Below are 19,035 nucleotides of genomic sequence, written 5' to 3' on the forward strand. Positions count from 1 at the left end.
GAACCCAATGGGATGGCCTCCATCGGCAAGCAGATGACGGTGGGCGGCTACGCCGCCGTCGAGCAGGGCGGGGAGGCCCCGCTGAGCCCCGAGGACCTGGGCGACATCACCAAGGAGACCCCCAGGGACTCCCGGCGTCTGACCCGCAGGCAGATCATCACCCGGCGCTTCTGGCGCAACAAGGGGGCCGTCGTCGGCGCGGTCGGCTTCCTGGTCATGGTGCTCTTCGCGCTCTTCGGCGACGCCGTGACCCCCTGGACCTTCACCGACGTCGACTCCTCCGCCTTCCTCCAGGCCCCCAGCGCCGATCACTGGTTCGGCACCACCCAGGGCGGCCGTGACGTCTACGCGATGGTGGTGGAGGGCACCCGCAAGTCCATGATGATCGGCGTCTTCGTCGCCCTGCTTCAGACGGGCGTCGCCGCCGTCATCGGCTCCTCTGCCGCCTACTTCGGCGGCTGGTGGGAGAAGATCGCCCTGTGGGCCACCGACCTGCTCCTGGTGGTCCCCTCCTTCCTCATCATCGCGATCCTCTCCCAGCGTGCCGGAGCCGCCAAGGGCTCCATCGCACTGTTCATCATCCTCCTGGCCGGCTTCGGCTGGATGCTCACGGCCCGCGTGGTGCGTTCCCTGACCCTGAGCGTGAAGAACCTGGAGTACGTCAACGCCGCCCGGTTCATGAACGTGCCCAGTCCCGTCATCATCGCGCGCCACATCCTGCCCAACATCGCCTCTCTGCTCATCGTCGACGCCACCATCAACGTTGCCTACGCCGTCATCAGCGAGACGACGCTGTCCTACTTCGGCTTCGGGGTCCAGCCGCCCAACACCTCCCTGGGCACCCTCATCGCAGAAGGGCAGCGCTCGGCGACCACCTACCCCTGGATCTTCCTGGCCCCGGCAGCCGTGCTCGTCCTCATGCTCCTGTGCGTCAACGTCATGGGTGACGGTCTGCGCGATGCCATCGACCCCTCGTCCAAGTCCGGAGGCAAGGCATGACTCCCACGAGCAGCTCCAGCACGTCCACCGAGGCCACGAAGAGCACCGCGGCCGTTCCCGCCGTCGACGCCAGAAGCACCGACGACGCGCTCCCGGACCCCTCCAGCACCGCCCCGCTGCTGGAGGTCGCCGACCTGCAGGTCTCCTTCCCCTCCGAGGACGGGCGCGTCAACGCCGTGCGCGGAGTCAACCTGTCAGTCGCACGCGGTGAGGTGCTGGCCCTGGTCGGCGAGTCCGGCTCGGGCAAGTCCGTCACCTCCACGGCGGTCATGGGCCTGCTCGACGAGTCCGCCGAGGTCACCGGGTCGGTGCGCCTCCACGGCACCGAGCTGCTGGGGCGGCCCGACGGCTACATGTCCCGCATTCGCGGCTCCCAGATCGCCATGGTCTTCCAGGACCCGCTCAGCGCCCTGACCCCCGTGTACACGGTGGGCGCCCAGATCGTCGAGGCCCTGCGGATCCACCATCCCGAGATGAGCGAGGCGGACGCCCACAAGCGCGCCGTCGAGCTGCTCGACCTGGTGGGCATCCCCAACCCGCAGGTGCGTGCCAAGGCCTACCCCCACGAGTTCTCCGGCGGCATGCGCCAGCGGGCCGTCATCGCGATCGCGATCGCCAACGACCCCGATCTCATCATCGCCGACGAGCCCACCACGGCTCTCGACGTCACCATCCAGGCCCAGATCCTCGACGTGCTGCGCACCGCCCAGAAGGAGACCGGTGCCGGCGTCATCATGATCACCCACGACCTGGGGGTCGTGGCCGGTATGGCCGACCGGGTGGCCGTCATGTACGCGGGGCGCATCGTGGAGACCGGCGACGTCGACGACATCTTCTACCGCTCGCGCATGCCCTACACGATCGGCCTGCTCGGCTCCCTGCCCCGTCTGGACGCGCGCAAGGACTCGGCCCTGGCCACCCTCGAGGGCAACCCGCCCTCGCTGCTGGAGCTGCCCCGAGGGTGCCCCTTCATCCCCCGCTGCCCCATGGCCCAGGCCGAGTGCGCCCAGGGAGAGCCGGAGCTCGCCCTCGTGGAGCGCGGCGGGGCCGACGGCGAGGAGGCCGGCTCCGGCGCCCAGTACTCGGCCTGCCGCCGCCGCGATGAGATCGAGCGGGACCAGCTCGACTACTCCCACATCTACCCCGTCCCGGCTCTCAAGACCGCCGAGACCATGAGCCTGCCGCATGCCGAGCGCCCCGAGGTCCTGCGCGTCACCGACCTCGTCAAGGAGTTCCCCCTCATGAAGGGAGCCGTCTTCAAGAGGCGCGTGGGCACCGTCCACGCCGTCGACGGCGTCTCCTTCGACGTCCGCCGGGGCGAGACCCTGGCCCTGGTCGGCGAGTCCGGCTGCGGCAAGACCACCACCCTCATGGAGGTCCTCTCCCTCCAGGCGCCCCAGGAGGGCAGGATCGTGGTCCTGGGCAAGAACACGGCTGACCTGGGGCGGGCCGAGCGTCGCCAGGTGCGCCGCGACCTGCAGATCGTCTTCCAGGACCCCATGGCCTCCCTGGACCCGCGCCTGCCGATCTTCGACATCATCGCCGAGCCGCTGCGGGCCAACGGCTGGAAGAAGGCGGACATCGGGCCGCGCATCGAGGAGCTCATGGAGCTCGTCGGGCTCGAGCCCAGTCACGCCAACCGCTACCCGCGCAACTTCTCCGGCGGGCAGCGTCAGCGCATCGGCATCGCCCGCGCCCTGGCCCTCGAACCCAGTCTCCTGGTCCTCGACGAGCCGGTCTCCGCCCTGGACGTGTCCATCCAGGCCGGCGTCATCAACCTGCTCGACGAGCTTCGCGCCACCATGGGGCTCAGCTACCTCTTCGTGGCCCACGACCTGTCAGTGGTGCGCCACATCGCCGACCGCGTCGCCGTCATGTACCTGGGGCGGATCGTGGAGATCGGCGATGTCGACACCATCTTCGAGGCCCCGGCCCACCCCTACACCCAGGCCCTGCTCTCGGCGATCCCCATCCCGGACCCGGCCAAGGAGCGCGGTCGCAGCCGCATCGTCCTGGAGGGCGACCTGCCCAGCCCCGCCAACCCGCCCTCGGGTTGCCGCTTCCGCACCCGCTGCCCGAAGTTCGTCACAGGACTCACCGACGACGAGCGCTCGGCCTGCCTGGGAGCCATGCCGGAGTTCCTCTCCCAGGGCGAGGACCACGAGGTCGCCTGCTACTACCCCGAGCGCACGGCGGTCTTCTGACGTCCCTCGCCCCCGAGTCCACCCATCGCACTGTCCACGATCCTGCCCACCACCGCGCGCCGACGACGGCGCCCTCAGTGAACGGAGATTCCCATGAAGCTCAACCGCCGCATGTTCCTCGCCACGACGACCTCCGCGGCCGTCCTGACCGCCCTGGCTGCCTGCGCCAAGAACGGCTCCGGCTCCTCGGGCTCCACCGCCGGCGTGCCCACCGCCGCCCCCGACGAGCTCCAGGACGGGGGCACGCTGCGCTTCGGCATCGGCTCGGCGCCGGCGAACTGGAACGCCGTGACCGTGGACGGCAACATCGTCGACATGTGGCTGATCATGAAGTTCGTCTCCCCCTTCACCGTCGACTGGGCCGCGGACGGCAAGGCGACACCGAACCCCGACTTCCTCACCAAGCTCGAGGCCGCGGAGGTCGGCGGCAAGACCGTGGTCACCGTGGCCATCAACGAGAAGGCCACCTGGGGCAATGGGCGCAAGTGGGACTCCGAGGACATCAAGGTGTTCTTCGACCATGTCAAGGACCCCAGCTACTCCTGGGCCACCGTCGAGGGACTCGACAAGGTCGAGAAGGTCGAGATCGTGGACAAGCAGACCGCCAAGGTCACCTTCAACTCGGTCTACCCCGACTGGTCCTACCCCTTGGCCGGCATCACCCCCAGGGAGCTCATGGCCGACGCCAAGACCTTCAACGAGTCGATGGCCGGCGCCACCAAGTTCAACAACGACTACTTCGCCGGCCCCTTCAAGATCAAGAGCTACGACGAGTCCAAGCAGGTCATCACCCTGGAGCGCAACGACAAGTGGTGGGGCGCCACCCCCAAGCTCGAGACCGTCACCCTGCACGTCCTGGATGACTCGGCCTTGGGACAGGCCTTCGCCAACAAGGAGATCGACGTCCTGGACTACATCTTCTCCGCCGACGTCTACCAGCAGGCCAGTGGCCGCGACGATGCCGAGGTCCGCCAGAACACCGGCCTGCAGTGGCGTCACATCATGTTCAACGCCTCCTCCGGTCCTCTGGCGGACAAGGCCGTGCGTCAGGCCATTGTCCGGGCCTGCAACCGCGAGGCCATTGCGGCCTCCGACCTGGCGGGTCTGCCCGTGGACGCCAAGAAGGTTCTCCTGGGCAACCGCTTCTTCCTGCCCGTCCAGGAGGGCTACCAGGACAACTCCACCAGCTGGGGCCACGACGTCGAGGCCGCCAAGAAGCTGCTCGACGGCGCCGGCTGGGTGGCCGGCTCCGACGGCGTGCGCGCCAAGGACGGCAAGAAGCTCGAGCTGGTGATCACCATCCCCTCCAACGCCCCGGTGGCCACCAACGAGGCCAACCTCCTCCAGAAGCAGCTGAACGAGGTCGGCATCAAGCTCAGTGTCTCCACGGTCGAGATCGACAAGTACTTCCCGGAGTACATCAACAAGAAGAATTACGCACTGACGGTCTTCACCGGCGAGAAGACCCAGTACCCCCTGGCCAACACGGGTCAGTACTACGCCTCGACCAGCCAGTCGAATTACACCGGACTGTCCGTCCCCGAGGTCGACCAGTACGTCGCCAAGATCGGCTCGACCCCCGACGGCGCCGAGCGTAACAAGCTCGCCAACGAGCTCGACAAGGTCCTGTGGGAGAACGTCTTCAGCATCCCGATCTACCAGCGCATGCAGCTGACCGCCGTGCCCAAGACGCTGCGCAACTTCGGCGCCCAGGGGCTGGCCTCCTTCCGGCCCGAGAGCATCGGCTACGTCAAGAGCTGAGCTGTGCCCGCAACCGGAGCGGATGACGACGGACGAGAGCTGGTGCGGCATGATGCGCCCGTGCAAGAAGACGTGTCCTCCACTGTGCCCACCACCGTGCCCCCTGTCATGCCGACCGTCGTCATCCGGTCCCTGCCGGCTCGCCTCGGCACCGCCCTCATCGGCCTGGCCGCAGGGGGGATGTCCCTGACGATCGGCCTGGCCGACGGCGCCGCCCACGGGCTGCGCACCCTGGCCTGGGCGGGAACACTCGCCTTCCTCACCTGGCTGCTGTGGTGGGCCCCGCAGATCACCCTGACCCCGCAGGCCCTCACCATCCGCAACGCCTGGCGCACCCACGTGCTGGGCTGGGACGAGGTCGAGCTGTGCCGCACCCGCTGGGGACTGTCGATCATCACGCCCGACGACGTCGAGGTGCGCGCCTCGGCCGCTCCCCGCCGCGGCGGCATGGCCGAGTCCTTCCGGCGCCGCCAGGCGCTGCGCGAGCAGCAGGAGCGGCGCGACGGCCTGCGAGACTCCGAGCCGGCCCCAGCGGTGCGCCCGGAGTACCTCTCGGGGGAGGGGACTCACTGCACCAACCTCGACACCGGCGACGCCGGAGCCCTCATCGAGGCCTACGTCGAGCAGGTGCGCAGCCGTCCCGGTCGGGCCGCCGACAATACGGCGCCGGGCACGACCACCGGTGTGACCAGCAGCCTCAACCGTCCGGTCATCGTCGTCGCAGCGCTGCTCGCCGTCGCGCTCGCGGCCGTGACAGTGCTCCTATGACCCGCCCTATCGGCGCCTTGGTGTACTCGGTGGACGGCGGCGAGACGGACGATCACGCACGGGGAGTGCGGCGGGAAGGGTAGCTGAATGAAGCTGATGGCGGAGGAGTACGTCGTTGAGTTTCTTGTGTCGCGAGGCCTGTATGTCCTGGCGAATTCGGCGGTTCCCGTATTGCTGGCGATAGCTGTGGCGTCGGAGGGTTACAGTGCCTCCGGTGTCGGGCTGGTTCTCGGCGTGGGCGCGTTGCCGGGTATCTTGGGTGCGTTGCTGGCTCCGCAGATGCTGGTTCACGTCAGCCCCAAGACCATGTTCGGCGGTGCGGCAGCCGCATGGATCGTCATCTGCGGCGGTATCGCGATGCTGAGTCATGCCGGCTCGGTTGGGCTCGGCGTATACGTCACTGTGTCATTCGCCTTGGAGTTCGTCGCATCGATCATGTACCCAACGATGGGGTCCTATGTCGCAGACCTCGTGCGGTCGGATCTGTTGGATCGGATGAATTCCGCCAGGGCTGTTGTCGCTGGTTTGTGCGCGGTCGCCGGCCCTGGACTTATTGCGGTGGTGCAGTCATGGCGAGGTGTTGCCGACGCTTGGTGGCTGGTCTCCCTGCTGATGCTCGTATGCCTGCTGTCGCAGGCCCGCCTGCCGAAAGGGCGCAGAACGGGTCGTGCGGATCGCGTCACCGCGCTGAAGCGGGGCCTGCGGGTCGCCGCACGTTCCCGAGGTGTTCTCGTTGTGCTGGTCGGCTCCGGTGTGTGGCACTTTACGGTGTGGGGGAGTTACATGACGATATACCCGGTGATGCTGCGCGATGATTATCGGGCGTTATGGTTCATCGGAGTCAGTGAGTCCTTGTTTGCGGTCGGTGGAATCGTTGGGTCCTTGCTTCGTGTGCCATCTCGCTTGTCGCGCCCGGTGCTGTGCCTGGTTGCGCTCCTCAGCTTCGTACCGGTTCCGGTCGGCGTGGTACTCGGTGCGCCTCTTTGGCTTGTCGCGGCGTTGGTATGTGTGTCGAGTACTGTGATTGCGTCGACGAGCGTGGCTTGGGAGACGTTTCTTCAGTCTCGAGTTGAGCGTGACGCGCTGCCCTCTGTCTTCGCCTTGGACTACCTCGCCGGGGATGGTGCTGCGCCGCTCGGCTACGTGGCTGTTCCCGCCCTTGCGGTGTGGCTGGGCCAGGGTGTGGGTGTGCTGACGACCGCCGGGGCATGCGTATTGGTGCTGGTCGGGTGTCTGTGGGCGTGCGCCGTCTCCCCGGAGGTGGAGCAAGTCGAAACGGCTGTGGAGTGACCGGCGGCTCGTGGCTCGCAGTCCCGCCCGGCGGTTGATGCCGTCGGCTCCTGAATGGTCGAGGTGAGAGGCGGCACAGGCCGGGTGTCGGCCCTGCCATGGCAGGTCGCGACCGGCGTCCTCTAGTCTTTCCCTGTTTCATGCCCTGTGGCCGGTGCCGTGAGAGGTGCCTGGCCCGCGGCGTCCCCCACCGGAAGAAGTGCCCCATGAGCGTGCGCCAGGACCTGCGTAACGTCGCCATCGTCGCCCACGTCGACCACGGCAAGACCACTCTTGTCGACGCCATGCTCTGGGAGGCGGGCGCCTTCGGGGCCCGGGCCACCGAGGAGACCACCGGCGAGCGCGTCATGGACTCCGGCGAGCTGGAGCGCGAGAAGGGCATCACGATCCTCGCCAAGAACACGGCGGTCCACTACTCGGGCCCCTCGGCCGCGGACGCCGGCTGCCCCGAGGGCATCATCATCAACGTCATCGACACCCCCGGTCACGCCGACTTCGGCGGTGAGGTCGAGCGCGGGCTGTCCATGGTCGACGGCGTCGTTCTCCTCGTCGACGCCTCCGAGGGGCCCCTGCCCCAGACCCGCTTCGTGCTGCGCAAGGCCCTGGCCGCGAACCTGCCGGTCATCCTCGTGGTCAACAAGGTGGACCGCCCCGACTCCCGGCTCGACGAGGTCGTCGCCGAGTCCACCGACCTGCTGCTGTCCCTGGCCAGCGACCTGGCCGACGAGCACCCCGACATCGACCTCGACGCCGTCCTGGACGTTCCCGTCATCTACGCCTCCGCCAAGGCCCGCCGCGCCGACACCGAGGCCCCGGCCGACGGCGAGCTGCCGGCCAGTGAGAACCTCGAGCCGCTCTTCCGCACCATCATCGAACGGATCCCCGGCCCCTCCTACGAGGACGGCGCACCCCTGCAGGCCCACGTCACCAACCTGGACGCCTCACCCTTCCTGGGGCGTCTGGCACTGCTGCGCATCCATAACGGCACCCTGCGCAAGGGGCAGACGGTGGCCTGGGCCCGCCACGACGGCTCGCTCACCTCCGCCCGCGTCTCCGAGCTCCTCGTCACCGAGGGCCTGGACCGCAAGCCGGCCGAGGAGGCGCACGCCGGTGACATCGTCGCCGTCGCCGGGATCGAGGACATCACCATCGGCGAGTCCCTCGTCGACCCCGAGGACCCGCGCCCCCTGCCGCTCATCACCGTGGACGACCCGGCCATCGCCATGACCATCGGCATCAACACCTCCCCGATGGCCGGGCGCACCAAGGGCGCCAAGGTCACCGCCCGCCAGGTCAAGGACCGCCTGGACCGTGAGCTCATCGGCAACGTGTCCCTGCGGGTCCTGCCTACCACTCGGCCCGACGCCTGGGAGGTACAGGGACGCGGCGAGCTGGCACTGGCGATCCTCGTGGAGCAGATGCGCCGCGAGGGATTCGAGCTGACCGTCGGCAAGCCCCAGGTGGTCACCCGCACCATCGACGGCAAGCGCCACGAGCCCATCGAGCGCATGACCATCGACGTCCCCGAGGAGTACCTGGGCGCCGTCACCCAGCTCATGGCCGCCCGCAAGGGCCAGATGGAGACCATGACCAACCACGGAACCGGCTGGATCCGTATGGAGTTCCTCGTGCCGGCCCGCGGCCTCATCGGCTTCCGCACCCAGTTCCTCACCGAGACCCGCGGAACCGGCATCGCCTCCTCCATCGCCGAGGGATACGCCCCCTGGGCCGGGCAGATCGTCTCGCGCACCACCGGCTCCCTCGTCTCCGACCGCGCCGGGGCCGTGACCGCCTACGCGCTCATCCGCCTGCAGGACCGCGGCAGCTTCTTCGTCGAGCCCACCCAGGAGACCTACGAGGGCCAGGTCGTGGGGGAGAACCCCCGTGGCGAGGACATGGACGTCAACGTGGTCCGCGAGAAGCAGCAGACCAACATGCGCTCCTCCACCGCGGACACCTTCGAGGCCCTCGTGCCTCCGCGCCGCCTCACCCTGGAGGAGGCCCTCGAGTTCGCGGCCGACGACGAGTGCGTCGAGGTCACCCCGGAGGCCGTGCGCATCCGCAAGGTCATCCTCAACTCCCAGGAGCGTTTCCGCGAGAACGCCCGTCGTCGCCGTGCCGAGGCCTGAGAGGAACCGCCGCCCATGAGCCAGTCCGTCAACCGCGGGGAGAAGTCCGCCGCCTCCGAGGTCGCAGCCGACGTCGTCGAGCCGGCTGAGCCTGTCAAGCCGGCCGAGTCCGTCGAGAGGGAGGCCGAGGAGTCCGAGAAGACCCCGGCCGTCGTTGAGCAGCCCGAGGGGAGGGGCGCTGGGGCTGACTCCGCCGAGGGCGGGCGCGCTGATGACACGCCGACTCTCAACCTCGATGACGAGTCTCAGGATGAGTCGGCTGAGGAGCCCGGCGGCGAGGCCCAGGAGGAGCAGCCTGCCGATATTGCCGAGGTCGTCAAGCCCGTCGAGGCGGCTGAGTCGGCCCAGTCCGCTGAACCTGTCGAGCCGGCCGAGTCCGTCGAGGAGGCTCCCGTCGTCGCCGAGCAGCACGAGGAGAGGACTCCCGTCACCGAGGACACTGGCGAGGTCGCGGATCAGGGCGTGGGCGAGGCCGCCTCCCCTGCTGACGAGTCTGATGAGGCGGCCGATTCCGAGCCGGCCGCCGCCGATGCCGCAGTCGCTGAACCGGTGACGACGCCGGTGTCGACGAGCGTCGTCGACGAGGCCACCACCCCTGCCGAGGCCCTCTCGCCCTACGAGTCGATCAGTGCCGATGCAGCGGCCGAGCCCCGGCAGGGCAGCGCATGGAGCCCCGACTCCGGCGGCATGCCGCCATCGATCGCACCGAAGAGCCCGGCATCCGGGTCGTCGCCCTCGACGCCCGTGCAGGCCACGCCCGCCGTCGTCGACGCCGCCGGAATCGCTGAGGCCGCTGCGACCACCGAGGCATCCCCGGCCACCGGAACCGTCGCGGCCCCGGTCTCGCCGGGGCGGGAGCCCATCGGGGGCGCTACTGATCCGGTGGGGGAGAACGCTGTTCCCGCCGCCGTCCCCGGGGCCCTGGCCACGGCTGAGAGGGTGCAGGAGCCCGTGAAGGCCCACGTCACGCAGAAGACCAACGGTGCGGCCGCCGGATCGAGCGCCTCGCGCCGTCGGCGCCTCATTCCCGCCGCCTGCGCCGCCGGGGCCGCCGCCCTGCTGCTGGCCTGGGGCGGCATCGCCTGGTGGACCACCCAGCACATCGCCTCGGGCACCACCGTCTCCGGTGTCGACGTCTCCGGCCTGAGTCCCAAGGAGGCCCGCGACCGCATCAGCAAGGGCGTCGGTGACCAGCTCGCACAGCCCGTCACCCTCACCGTCGGGCAGGGGAGCGCCGAGCTCGTGCCCGCCAAATCAGGCGTCTCGGTCGACACCAACGCCTCGGTCAAGAAGCTCACCGGGTTCACCCTCAATCCCGTCACCCTGACCCAGCGCCTTGGCGGTCAGCGCACCGACGCCGTCATCCGGGTCGATTCCACCGCCCTGCGCGGCGCCCTGGAGGACCGGGTCGACACGATGGCCAACGGTGCGGTCTCGGCGACCGTGACCCTGGAGGGCACCAAGCCGGTCACCACCCCTGCGAGCAACGGCATCGGCCTCGACGTCGATGCCTCTCTCAAGCAGCTCGCCGGCACCTGGCCCCTGGGGAAGAAAACCCTCGCCATGGCCGAGGGCACTGCGATCCCCGCCATCACCGATGAGGAAGCCACGAAGTTCGTCGACGGCACCCTCACGCCGCTGCTCTCCAGCGGGCTGACCGTGAATGCGGCGAGCGCCGGCGCACAGAGCAAGAATCCCGGTGCGGCCGCGGCCTTCTCGCCGCAGGACACCGCCGCGATGCTGAAGATCTCCTCCGAGGGCGGCACCTTGAGCGCCACCTTCGACCCGACCGCGCTGCGCGACGCCGTCGTCGCCAGGGTCGGCCAGGTCGAGACCCCGGTCCAGAACGCGACCTGGAAGATCGATGGCTCCGCCACCGGCGCCCCCGGGGCGCGTCCCCAGTATGTCCCCGCCGCCCAGGGCAAGGTCATCGACACCGCGGCCCTGTCCGCAAGCCTGCTCAAGGCCGGCACCTCCGCCACCGATGCTGCCGGTCGGACCGTGACCCTGCCGATGGTCGTGGCCGAGCCGACGGTGACGACGCCGCAGAACGAGTGGGGCATCAGCGAGGCGATCGGCGAGTTCGCCACCCCGTACAACGCCGGGGACGCGCCGCGCACGCAGAACCTCACTCGCGGAGCCGAGCTCGTCAACGGCACGGTCGTCAAGCCCGGCGAGGTCTTCTCCCTGGAGAAGGCCCTCGGCGAGGTCGACTACGAGCACGGGTTCGCCGCCGCCGGGGTCATTCAGAACGGAGAGCATGTTGACGCGATGGGAGGTGGACTCAGCCAGGTGGCCACCACCACCTTCAACGCCGGTTTTGAGGCCGGGATGGATGACACCGAGCATCATCCCCACCAGTACTACTTCGAGCGTTACCCGGCTGGGCGTGAGGCGACCCTGTGGACCGGCAATCTCGACATGAAGTTCACGAACTCCACGCCCCACGCGGTACTGGTCCAGGCATGGCTGGACGGTGAGCAGATCCACGTGCGGATGTGGTCCACGAAGTACTACGACGTGTCGATCACCTCCTCAGAGCGCTCCAACTTTCGTCCTGTGAGGACCGAGCACGGGTCCGGTCCCAACTGTGAACCCACCTCCGGGGGGCAGCCGGGATTCGACATCACTGTCACCCGCACCCGCAAGCACGACGGCAAGGCCCTGCCCGACGACGTCCTGACCACCAAGTATGACGGCGATGTCGATATGATCTGCAACTAGTGCTGCGTGAGTCTGCGGCTCCTGTGACGGCGGGCATGCAGATCGGGATGCATCGATTGTTGCCTATGACATTCGCGCCGCGGTAGTGACGTAATCGCGGTTTGACAACCCTGAGTTTTCGGCGTGCTGACGGCCACTCTCTCACCTCTTGGGTCGACGGGCACTGGGGGACCATACTTGCTCCGACCCCGCCCACCCGCGCGGGAGGATCCCCCAGAGGAGAAAGGACACTGCTGCTATGACGTACGTCATTGCCCAGCCCTGCGTCGACGTCAAGGACCGCGCCTGCGTCGACGAGTGTCCCGTCGACTGCATCTACGAGGGTGAACGCAGCCTCTACATCAACGCCGACGAGTGCGTCGACTGCGGAGCCTGCGAGCCCGTCTGCCCCACCGAGGCGATCTTCTACGAGGACGATGTTCCCGAGGAGTGGGAGGACTACACCCGCGCCAACATCGACTTCTTCGAGCTCAAGGGACTGGGCTCGCCCGGGGGTGCCCAGAGGACCGGTGCCCTGGACTACGACGACCCCATGATCGCCGCCCTGCCCCCGCAGAACGTGGAGTGGAGAGAGGCCAACGGCTACTGAGTCGACGGGCGGGGCCGGGGTGGAGACGCCCCCGGCGTGTGAGGAAGAATCAGGGTCCGTGACCACCAGTGCGACACCTGAGACCGTCCCCAGCCACCACCTGCCCCGCCGGCTCGCCCTGCCCGACTTCCCCTGGGACTCTCTGAGCCCCTACCGGGCGCGGGCCGCCCAGCACCCGGACGGCGTTGTCGACCTCGCGGTGGGCACGCCCGTCGACCCCACCCCCGAGATCGCCCGCAACGCCCTGTCCACGGCAGCCAACGCCCCCGGCTACCCGACGGCGGTCGGTGCCCCCGTGGTACGTGCCGCCATCACCGAGTGGATGGAGCGACGTCGGGCCGTGGCCGGCCTGGGCGACGACGAGGTCATCCCCACCATCGGCTCCAAGGAGTCCGTGGCCCTCCTGCCGCTGCACCTGGGGGTGCGCCCCGGCGACCTCGTCCTGCACCCGCGAGCCGCCTACCCCACCTACGACGTCGGTGCCCGCCTCGTGGGGGCCACCCCGGTCCCCGTGGACACCGATGCCGACCCCGCCACCTGGGGCATCTCCGAGGACGCACCCGTGGCCATCGTCTGGCTCAACAGTCCCGGCAACCCCGACGGTCACGTCCTGAGCGTCGAGCAGATGGCCCGGATCGTTGCCTGGGCTCGGGCGCGGGGCGCCGTCGTCATCTCTGACGAGTGCTACGCCGAGCTCGGGTGGGAGTCGCCGTGGGACACCCAGCCGATCCCGAGCCTCCTGGACCCCCGGGTCGGAGGGGAAGCGGGCCGAACCGGTCTGCTCGCCCTGTACTCCCTGTCCAAGCAGTCCAACCTGGCCGGCTACCGGGCGGCCTTCCTCGCCGGTGACGCGGAGCTGGTGGGCGCCGTCACCGAGGTGCGCAAGCACACCGGCATGCTCATGCCGACTCCGGTGCAGGCCGCCCTCGTGGCCGCCCTCGGCGACGAGGCTCATATGGAGGTGCAGAAGGAGGTCTACCGGGAGCGCCGCGAGGTGCTCGTCGAGGCGACCGCCGCCGCCGGGCTCGTCAACGACCCGGCCTCCGTGGCCGGCCTGTACCTGTGGCTCCGGGGGCCCGAGTCGATGAGCGCCTACGAGCTCGTGGGGGCCTTCGCCGAGCTCGGGATCATCGTGGCCCCCGGTGACTTCTACGGCGAGGCCGGGGCCGGGCGGGTGCGCATGAGCCTGACCGACACCGACGAGCGCGTGGCCGCCGCCGCCGCGCGCCTGCGCTCGCCCGAGGCCGCCGCCCTCTTCGCCGGCTGAGGCTGGAACAGCCGACCGAATCAGCCGCCGCCGGGCTTGATAAATTTATCAGGCGCGGACGGGTGTCCAGCTGCTGCGCCCGGCGGGCTGATCCGGGCTGATCGGCCGATCCGGTCGCCCGCGGTGGGTCCATGAAACGACACCGTGACAGTGCACCCCGTACAGTGGGCGCTGGGCCTGCCGGAACCCCGTGGGCCCAGGTCTCGCCGTCGCGATGCGTGCGGCCCCGAGCCCCAGGAGGCATGATGACGAGCACCCCCACCCCCGCTGCGGCTGAGCAGGCGGAGCAGAGCCGGTCCGGCGTCGTCGGCGGTCCTGGCCTGCTGGCCGTTGACGGCAAGAACCTCGAGCTGCCGCGCACCCCGGCGACCGACGGTGCCGACGGCCTGGGCGTGTCCAAGCTGCTGGGATCCACCGGCGTGGTGACGCTCGACCCGGGCTTCACCAACACGGCGTCCTGCACCTCGCAGATCACCTACATCGACGGCGCGGCCGGGATTCTGCGCTACCGCGGCTACCCGATCGAGGAGCTGGCCAAGTCCTCGACCTTCCTGGAGGTCGCCTACCTCCTCATCAACGGCGAGCTGCCCGACCGCGAGTCCTTCGCGCGCATGGAGCGGCGCATCTCGCGCCACCGGCTCCTGCACGAGGACTTCCGCGGCTTCTTCACCTCCTTCCCCTCCTCGGGCCATCCGATGGCGATCCTCCAGGCGGGGATCGCGGGCCTGGCCACCTACTACGAGGACACCCTCAACCCGCACGACCCCTACGAGCGCGAGCTCGCCACCGTGCTGCTGCTGGCCAAGATGCCCACGATGATCAGCTACATCGCCCGGCGCGCCATCGGCCTGCCGCTGCTCTACCCCGACCCGCAGCGCTCCTACGTCGAGGACTTCATCCGCCTGACCTTCGGGATGCCCTACCAGTCCTACGACATCGACCCGGCCGTGGTGCGCGCCCTGGACATGCTCCTCATCCTGCACGCCGACCACGAGCAGAACTGCTCGACCTCCACGGTGCGCCTCGTGGGCTCGGCCGACGCCAACATGTACGCCTCCGTGGCCGCGGGTGTGGGCGCCCTGTCCGGGCCGCTGCACGGCGGCGCCAACGAGGCCGTCCTGCGGATGCTGGACACGATCCAGAGCTCGGGAATGAGCACGGCCGAGTTCGTCCGCAAGGTCAAGGACAAGGAGGACGGCGTGCGGCTCATGGGCTTCGGCCACCGGGTCTACAAGAACTACGACCCGCGCGCCGCCATCGTCAAGGAGACCGCCCACGACGTCCTGACCCGCCTGGGCTCCGATGACGGCGACCGCAAGCTCGAGATCGCCATGGAGCTCGAGGAGACGGCGCTGCGCGACGAGTACTTCGTCTCGCGCAGCCTCTACCCGAACGTCGACTTCTACACCGGCCTCATCTACCAGGCGATGGGCTTCCCCACGAAGATGTTCACGCCCCTGTTCGCCCTGGGGCGCCTGCCGGGCTGGATCGCCCAGTACCGCGAGATGATCGCCGACCCCGCCAAGCGCATCGGCCGGCCCCGCCAGGTCTACGACGGCTCCACCGAGCGCCACTACGTGGCCATGCACCGGCGCAAGCACGACGACGGACAGTACCCGGCCACCCGCGCCGGCGTCCCCAGCCTCGACCGCGTCACCAGGGTCTGAATCACGAGGGTCTGAGGCTCACGGGCTCACGCCGGTTGCTCAGGCCGGGTGGTGCGGGTCGGGGACGTACTTTCCCGACGAGGACTGCGTTCTCCCCCAAACCACTAAGGGCGGACCTCAGTGGTTTGGGGGAGAAGTACGTCCCCGATGCAGAAGTACGTCGTCGATCAACCGCTTGTGGGGCGCCACCAGTCGCTCGTGGACCGGGCGGCTGTCACCGAGGATGAACAGGGGATCTCCGGTCGACACGAACGCCACCACCGGGCAGTACTCGACTGCATCACGAGGGGCTGCCTTGCGCTCCATCGAATCAGGATGCCTGGTGCAGAGGTGAGGTGGGCCCCTGGTCTGCTGGGCATCAGTCGATCAGATCCAGGAGATGGCGACGCGCCTTCATCGCACGGATGAGTAGCTGGTGACCACTGTCGAAGGTGAGAATGACGAGTTCCAGAAGCCGTCCTTGGCTGTCGAAACCCATGACGAACTGCTTGGCTGGTACATCGTCGTCCGGCCAGCTCTCGTAGATCCGGTGGTTGGCGGCGTAGAGGGCGTCCGCAGCGCTGATGCCATGCTTGAGCGCTGAGTTGTGGACTTTCACGCGACGAAGGCTCGTACGGCCGAGCGAATGATCTCGGAGCGGCTGGTGCCATCCTTCTCAGCGCGCTGGTCGACCGCGGCCACCAGACTCTCGTCCATACGGACTGGGACGACCCGCGCCGCACCATCCCCGATAGGGCGGCGTCCTCGCTTCTTCAGCACTTCGACGTCGTATCCACGTTCCGCTTCGTCAGCCCACTCCTGGATCATCTCGTCGGTGACTGGCACGCCATTAATGGATTCCATACGACAAGTGTAATACGAAATGTCTGCCTGAACGTCGTCGAGACCGTCATGATGAGCTCTGCGGCCTATAGGCCGGCCAGGTCGATCTTGCCCATGTGCAGGAGCTTCTCGCGCGTGGCGGCGTCGGCCATGAGCTCAGCGATGTTGTGGGGGACGACCTGCCAGGACACGCCCCAGCGGTCGACGCACCAGCCGCAGCGCTCGGCCTCGGGCACGGCCGACAGGCCCGTCCAGCAGCGGTCGATCTCCTCCTGGTCCCGACAGAAGACGATCATGGAGACCCCGGGCGTGAAGGTGAAGTCGTGGAAGGCCCCCGAGTCCATGGCCGCCATCCAGGTGCCGCGCAGCGTGAAGTCGGTGAACATGATGGTTCCTGCCTCCATCGGACCGCCCTCCTCGTAGCGACGCAGGGCCCCGCGGTGGGCGTCGTCGAACAGGTTGATCCAGGCCTCGGAGGCCTCCTCGGCGTTGGCGTGGTTAGTGCCGCCGAACATGAAGGAGGGCAGGATGAAGGGGCGCGGCTCGCCGGCCGGGTCGGTGAGCATGAGCCGCCAGGTCATACCGAAGCGGTCGCGGACCCAGGCGTAGCGCGGCGAGAAGGGGTACTCGCCCAGCTCCATGAGCACGCCGCCGGTGGAGAGTCGCTCGTAGAGCTCATCGAGGTAGGCCCGGGCCTGCTCCTCGCCGCCGAACAGGAGCGGGTCGAAGTTCAGGATGCAGCTGATCGACGGGTTCGGGCCGTCCTGGTCGCCGCCGTTGATGAGCGAGAGCCGAAAGCCGTGGATGCTGACCGTTGACGCGTACCCGGGCACCTGCTCGACGACGGAGCCCTCCCGGAAGACGTCGGCGTAGAACCGGGCCGCTTCGTCGACGGTGCCGTTGCACCGAATGGCGGGAGTGATGAGCTGAGCCATGTGGACACCGTATCGCGACATGCGTTGGGGCCGCTCCGGAGAGGAACGGCCCCAACACTGTGATCGGCGAGCCGGGTCATGCCCGGGTGTCACCGGCTAGGAGGTGACTTTGCGGCGGTGGTGGAGAACTGCTGTGCCGGCGAGCAGCCCGAGGATCGCCAGGGCCGTCAACCTGCTCGCGTTGATCCCTGTGTTGGGGAGGGGGCGCTTTGAAGCAGTAGTTGTCGGAGCGGCCGTGGGCGCCTGGGTGGGTGCTGGTGCGACGGCAGGAGTGGGTGTCGAGCCTCCACTGGGCGCAGGAGTTGGCTGGGTGCTGGGAGTCCCGCTGTCGGGTGGGCAGTTCTCGCCGACGACGCAGACACCGGGCTTGTCCTGGGTGGGGAAGCCGGGGTCGGGGTCGCACTCGTCTCCGACTCCGTCGTTGTCGTAGTCGGTCTGACCCCAGTTACTGACGTCGGGGCAGTTGTCTTGGTCGCGTGGCGTGTTGTCGCCGTCGTCGGTGATATCGACCTGGGTGGTGGCGACGGCGGTCTGCCCGTCTGACTGGGTGACACGCAGCCCGATGACGCCGCTGAACTCCTCGGTGAAGGTATGGGTGATGCGTGGGGAGGTTCCGGTTTCGTCGTAGACGCCGTCACCGTTGAAGTCCCACTCATAGGAGGTCAGGGAGCCAGAGACTGCGTGGGAGGCTGCGGCATCGATATCGACAGGATCTCCGACCTTGGCGACATAGGGACCCTGGATCCAGGCGAAGGGCTTGTTGAGCTCGCTGCTGATGGCCTTGTTGACGAGGTCGCTGACCTGATCGGGAGAGGAAGCATTGGCGGTGGTGCCCGTGCTGGAGGTGACCAGCGTCTGGAAGCTGGTGGAGTTGAGCTGTCCGGTGTCAATACCGTAGACACTGACCGGGTCTACTTCGTAGGCGGCCTTAGCGACGGAGGCGGCGGTGTAACCGGTGCCCGGCTCTGGGTCGCGTGGAGGCGCGTCACCGATGACGACGACGATCTTCTTAACCCCGTTGCGCCACTTCATATTAACGGCCTGCATGACGCCGCTGTAGACGCTGGCGTTGGTGTTGCCGAGGTTTCCTCCCTCATAGGTTAGAGAATTCAGTCCTGCATCCAATGCAGATATGTTGGACGTGAAAGCGACGTCGGTCCGGGCCAGGTAGTTTTTTGGGTCATATTGAGGGTGGTCTTTGTAGTTAACGAGTGCGAACCGATAAGACAGCGCCTTCTTGCCTGTTTCTTCCGCTATCGAATGAATCTTCGATCGAACTGCCTCGACGTTACTGTCCATCGAGCCTGTAGAGTCTACAACGAACGCGATATCGATATCCTCTCCATTGCTTTTGGGGTTCTTGATGGATGGGACCCCGATTTTGGTCTCTATGAGTTTTGCTATCTCTTCGTGTCCGATGAGATTGGGGTGGTAGAATTCATTTGGGTCCCCGCTTGTCTTGGCGTGCGTGTTTCCATTCTGGTCTTCCTGCCCCTCTGTCTCAAAAAACTCATTAATCCAGCGGTGAGGATTGACGACAGGGAATGATGGGTCTGGTTCATGTCCATCGAATGAGTTGATGACGCCATCTACGTAGGTTACCTTCAGGCTTGGGTGTGAGCTATTCCATTCAGAAACAAGGTCTGATTGAATGACCTTTGCGTCGTCACCGAGTTTTCTGACTGCCGCGCCGGCATTGTATGAATCTGTCCATAATGCGTGGCTGTCCCTGAGGGTAAAATTATCCTTGGATGATAGTCGAGGGTAGCCTACAATGACCACCTGGGCGTTGTCGTCTAAGCGATTATCAATTGCCTGAAGAATGTCAAGAGTTTGCTTCTTCACTCGCGGTAGCTTGGAGTTAGCGCCATCGATTTTCT

Annotated in this window: 14 protein-coding genes; 10 read left to right on the plus strand and 4 right to left on the minus strand. The window is 67.7% G+C overall.

The genetic code is table 11. From position 1 onward, the window contains the following. The first annotated feature begins 12 nt into the window (after nt 1–12). From BKH28_RS07565 to BKH28_RS07610, 10 genes are all read left to right on the plus strand, one after another. Complete coding sequence (locus BKH28_RS07565) at nt 13–999, plus strand: ABC transporter permease (protein ID WP_075418226.1); 987 nt, start codon at nt 13–15, stop codon at nt 997–999. Beyond that, nucleotides 996–3,203: an ABC transporter ATP-binding protein gene (locus BKH28_RS07570; RefSeq protein ID WP_075418227.1), complete on the plus strand. Its 2,208-nt coding sequence runs from the start codon at nt 996–998 to the stop codon at nt 3,201–3,203. Before BKH28_RS07565 ends, BKH28_RS07570 begins: the two co-directional genes overlap by 4 nt. A gap of 93 nt (nt 3,204–3,296) precedes the next feature. Beyond that, nucleotides 3,297–4,964: an ABC transporter family substrate-binding protein gene (locus tag BKH28_RS07575; RefSeq protein ID WP_075418228.1), complete on the plus strand. Its 1,668-nt coding sequence runs from the start codon at nt 3,297–3,299 to the stop codon at nt 4,962–4,964. A 60-nt stretch (nt 4,965–5,024) separates the two neighbouring features. Continuing rightward, nucleotides 5,025–5,732 (plus strand): PH domain-containing protein, encoded by a 708-nt coding sequence (locus tag BKH28_RS07580; RefSeq protein ID WP_081380085.1) that lies wholly within the window; start codon nt 5,025–5,027, stop codon nt 5,730–5,732. A gap of 87 nt (nt 5,733–5,819) precedes the next feature. Beyond that, complete coding sequence (locus BKH28_RS07585; protein WP_075418229.1) at nt 5,820–7,022, plus strand: MFS transporter; 1,203 nt, start codon at nt 5,820–5,822, stop codon at nt 7,020–7,022. Nucleotides 7,023–7,228: 206 nt separating this feature from the next. Continuing rightward, on the plus strand, nt 7,229–9,151 hold the full coding sequence (typA, locus tag BKH28_RS07590; RefSeq protein WP_075418230.1) for a translational GTPase TypA: 1,923 nt from the start codon (nt 7,229–7,231) through the stop codon (nt 9,149–9,151). Between the two features lie 15 nt (nt 9,152–9,166). Next, on the plus strand, nt 9,167–11,875 hold the full coding sequence (locus BKH28_RS07595; protein WP_075418231.1) for a VanW family protein: 2,709 nt from the start codon (nt 9,167–9,169) through the stop codon (nt 11,873–11,875). 238 nt (nt 11,876–12,113) lie between these two features. Next, complete coding sequence (fdxA, locus tag BKH28_RS07600) at nt 12,114–12,464, plus strand: ferredoxin (RefSeq protein ID WP_075418232.1); 351 nt, start codon at nt 12,114–12,116, stop codon at nt 12,462–12,464. Nucleotides 12,465–12,522: 58 nt separating this feature from the next. Further along, nucleotides 12,523–13,731 carry a succinyldiaminopimelate transaminase gene (gene dapC, locus BKH28_RS07605; protein WP_075418233.1) on the plus strand — a complete coding sequence of 403 codons (1,209 nt, stop codon included), beginning with the start codon at nt 12,523–12,525 and terminating at the stop codon, nt 13,729–13,731. 245 nt (nt 13,732–13,976) lie between these two features. After that, a complete protein-coding gene (locus BKH28_RS07610) occupies nt 13,977–15,398 on the plus strand; it encodes a citrate synthase (RefSeq protein ID WP_143224101.1) in 1,422 nt (473 codons plus the stop codon). Nucleotides 15,399–15,756: 358 nt separating this feature from the next. Here BKH28_RS07610 and BKH28_RS07620 read toward each other — a convergent pair whose 3' ends face one another. The 4 genes from BKH28_RS07620 to BKH28_RS07635 all read right to left on the minus strand — a co-directional run bounded on the left by BKH28_RS07620 (nt 15,757) and on the right by BKH28_RS07635 (nt 19,000). After that, nucleotides 15,757–15,996, minus strand: a complete 240-nt coding sequence (locus tag BKH28_RS07620) for a toxin (RefSeq protein WP_075418236.1) — start codon at nt 15,994–15,996, stop codon at nt 15,757–15,759. Next, the gene (locus BKH28_RS07625) at nt 15,993–16,241 is read right to left on the minus strand and encodes a ribbon-helix-helix domain-containing protein (protein ID WP_075418237.1); all 249 of its coding nucleotides are present in this window, start codon (nt 16,239–16,241) and stop codon (nt 15,993–15,995) included. Before BKH28_RS07625 ends, BKH28_RS07620 begins: the two co-directional genes overlap by 4 nt. Before the next feature lie 65 nt (nt 16,242–16,306). Next, nucleotides 16,307–17,155, minus strand: a complete 849-nt coding sequence (locus BKH28_RS07630; protein ID WP_075418238.1) for a VOC family protein — start codon at nt 17,153–17,155, stop codon at nt 16,307–16,309. A gap of 96 nt (nt 17,156–17,251) precedes the next feature. Beyond that, a complete protein-coding gene (locus BKH28_RS07635) occupies nt 17,252–19,000 on the minus strand; it encodes a VWA domain-containing protein (protein WP_334070543.1) in 1,749 nt (582 codons plus the stop codon). Nucleotides 19,001–19,035: the final 35 nt, after the last annotated feature.

The sequence above is a fragment of the Actinomyces oris genome (assembly GCF_001937665.1).
GTDB lineage: Bacteria > Actinomycetota > Actinomycetes > Actinomycetales > Actinomycetaceae > Actinomyces > Actinomyces stomatis.

What these genes read in the sequence shown, in the direction of transcription:
- BKH28_RS07630 (WP_075418238.1), bottom strand. Translation starts at nt 17,155, where the DNA reads ATGGCTCAGCTCATCACTCCCGCCATTCGGTGCAACGGCACCGTCGAC.
- BKH28_RS07625 (WP_075418237.1), bottom strand. Translation starts at nt 16,241, where the DNA reads ATGGAATCCATTAATGGCGTGCCAGTCACCGACGAGATGATCCAGGAG.
- BKH28_RS07585 (WP_075418229.1), top strand. Translation starts at nt 5,820, where the DNA reads ATGAAGCTGATGGCGGAGGAGTACGTCGTTGAGTTTCTTGTGTCGCGA.
- BKH28_RS07610 (WP_143224101.1), top strand. Translation starts at nt 13,977, where the DNA reads ATGACGAGCACCCCCACCCCCGCTGCGGCTGAGCAGGCGGAGCAGAGC.
- BKH28_RS07575 (WP_075418228.1), top strand. Translation starts at nt 3,297, where the DNA reads ATGAAGCTCAACCGCCGCATGTTCCTCGCCACGACGACCTCCGCGGCC.
- BKH28_RS07595 (WP_075418231.1), top strand. Translation starts at nt 9,167, where the DNA reads ATGAGCCAGTCCGTCAACCGCGGGGAGAAGTCCGCCGCCTCCGAGGTC.
- BKH28_RS07570 (WP_075418227.1), top strand. Translation starts at nt 996, where the DNA reads ATGACTCCCACGAGCAGCTCCAGCACGTCCACCGAGGCCACGAAGAGC.
- BKH28_RS07565 (WP_075418226.1), top strand. Translation starts at nt 13, where the DNA reads ATGGCCTCCATCGGCAAGCAGATGACGGTGGGCGGCTACGCCGCCGTC.
- typA (WP_075418230.1), top strand. Translation starts at nt 7,229, where the DNA reads ATGAGCGTGCGCCAGGACCTGCGTAACGTCGCCATCGTCGCCCACGTC.
- fdxA (WP_075418232.1), top strand. Translation starts at nt 12,114, where the DNA reads ATGACGTACGTCATTGCCCAGCCCTGCGTCGACGTCAAGGACCGCGCC.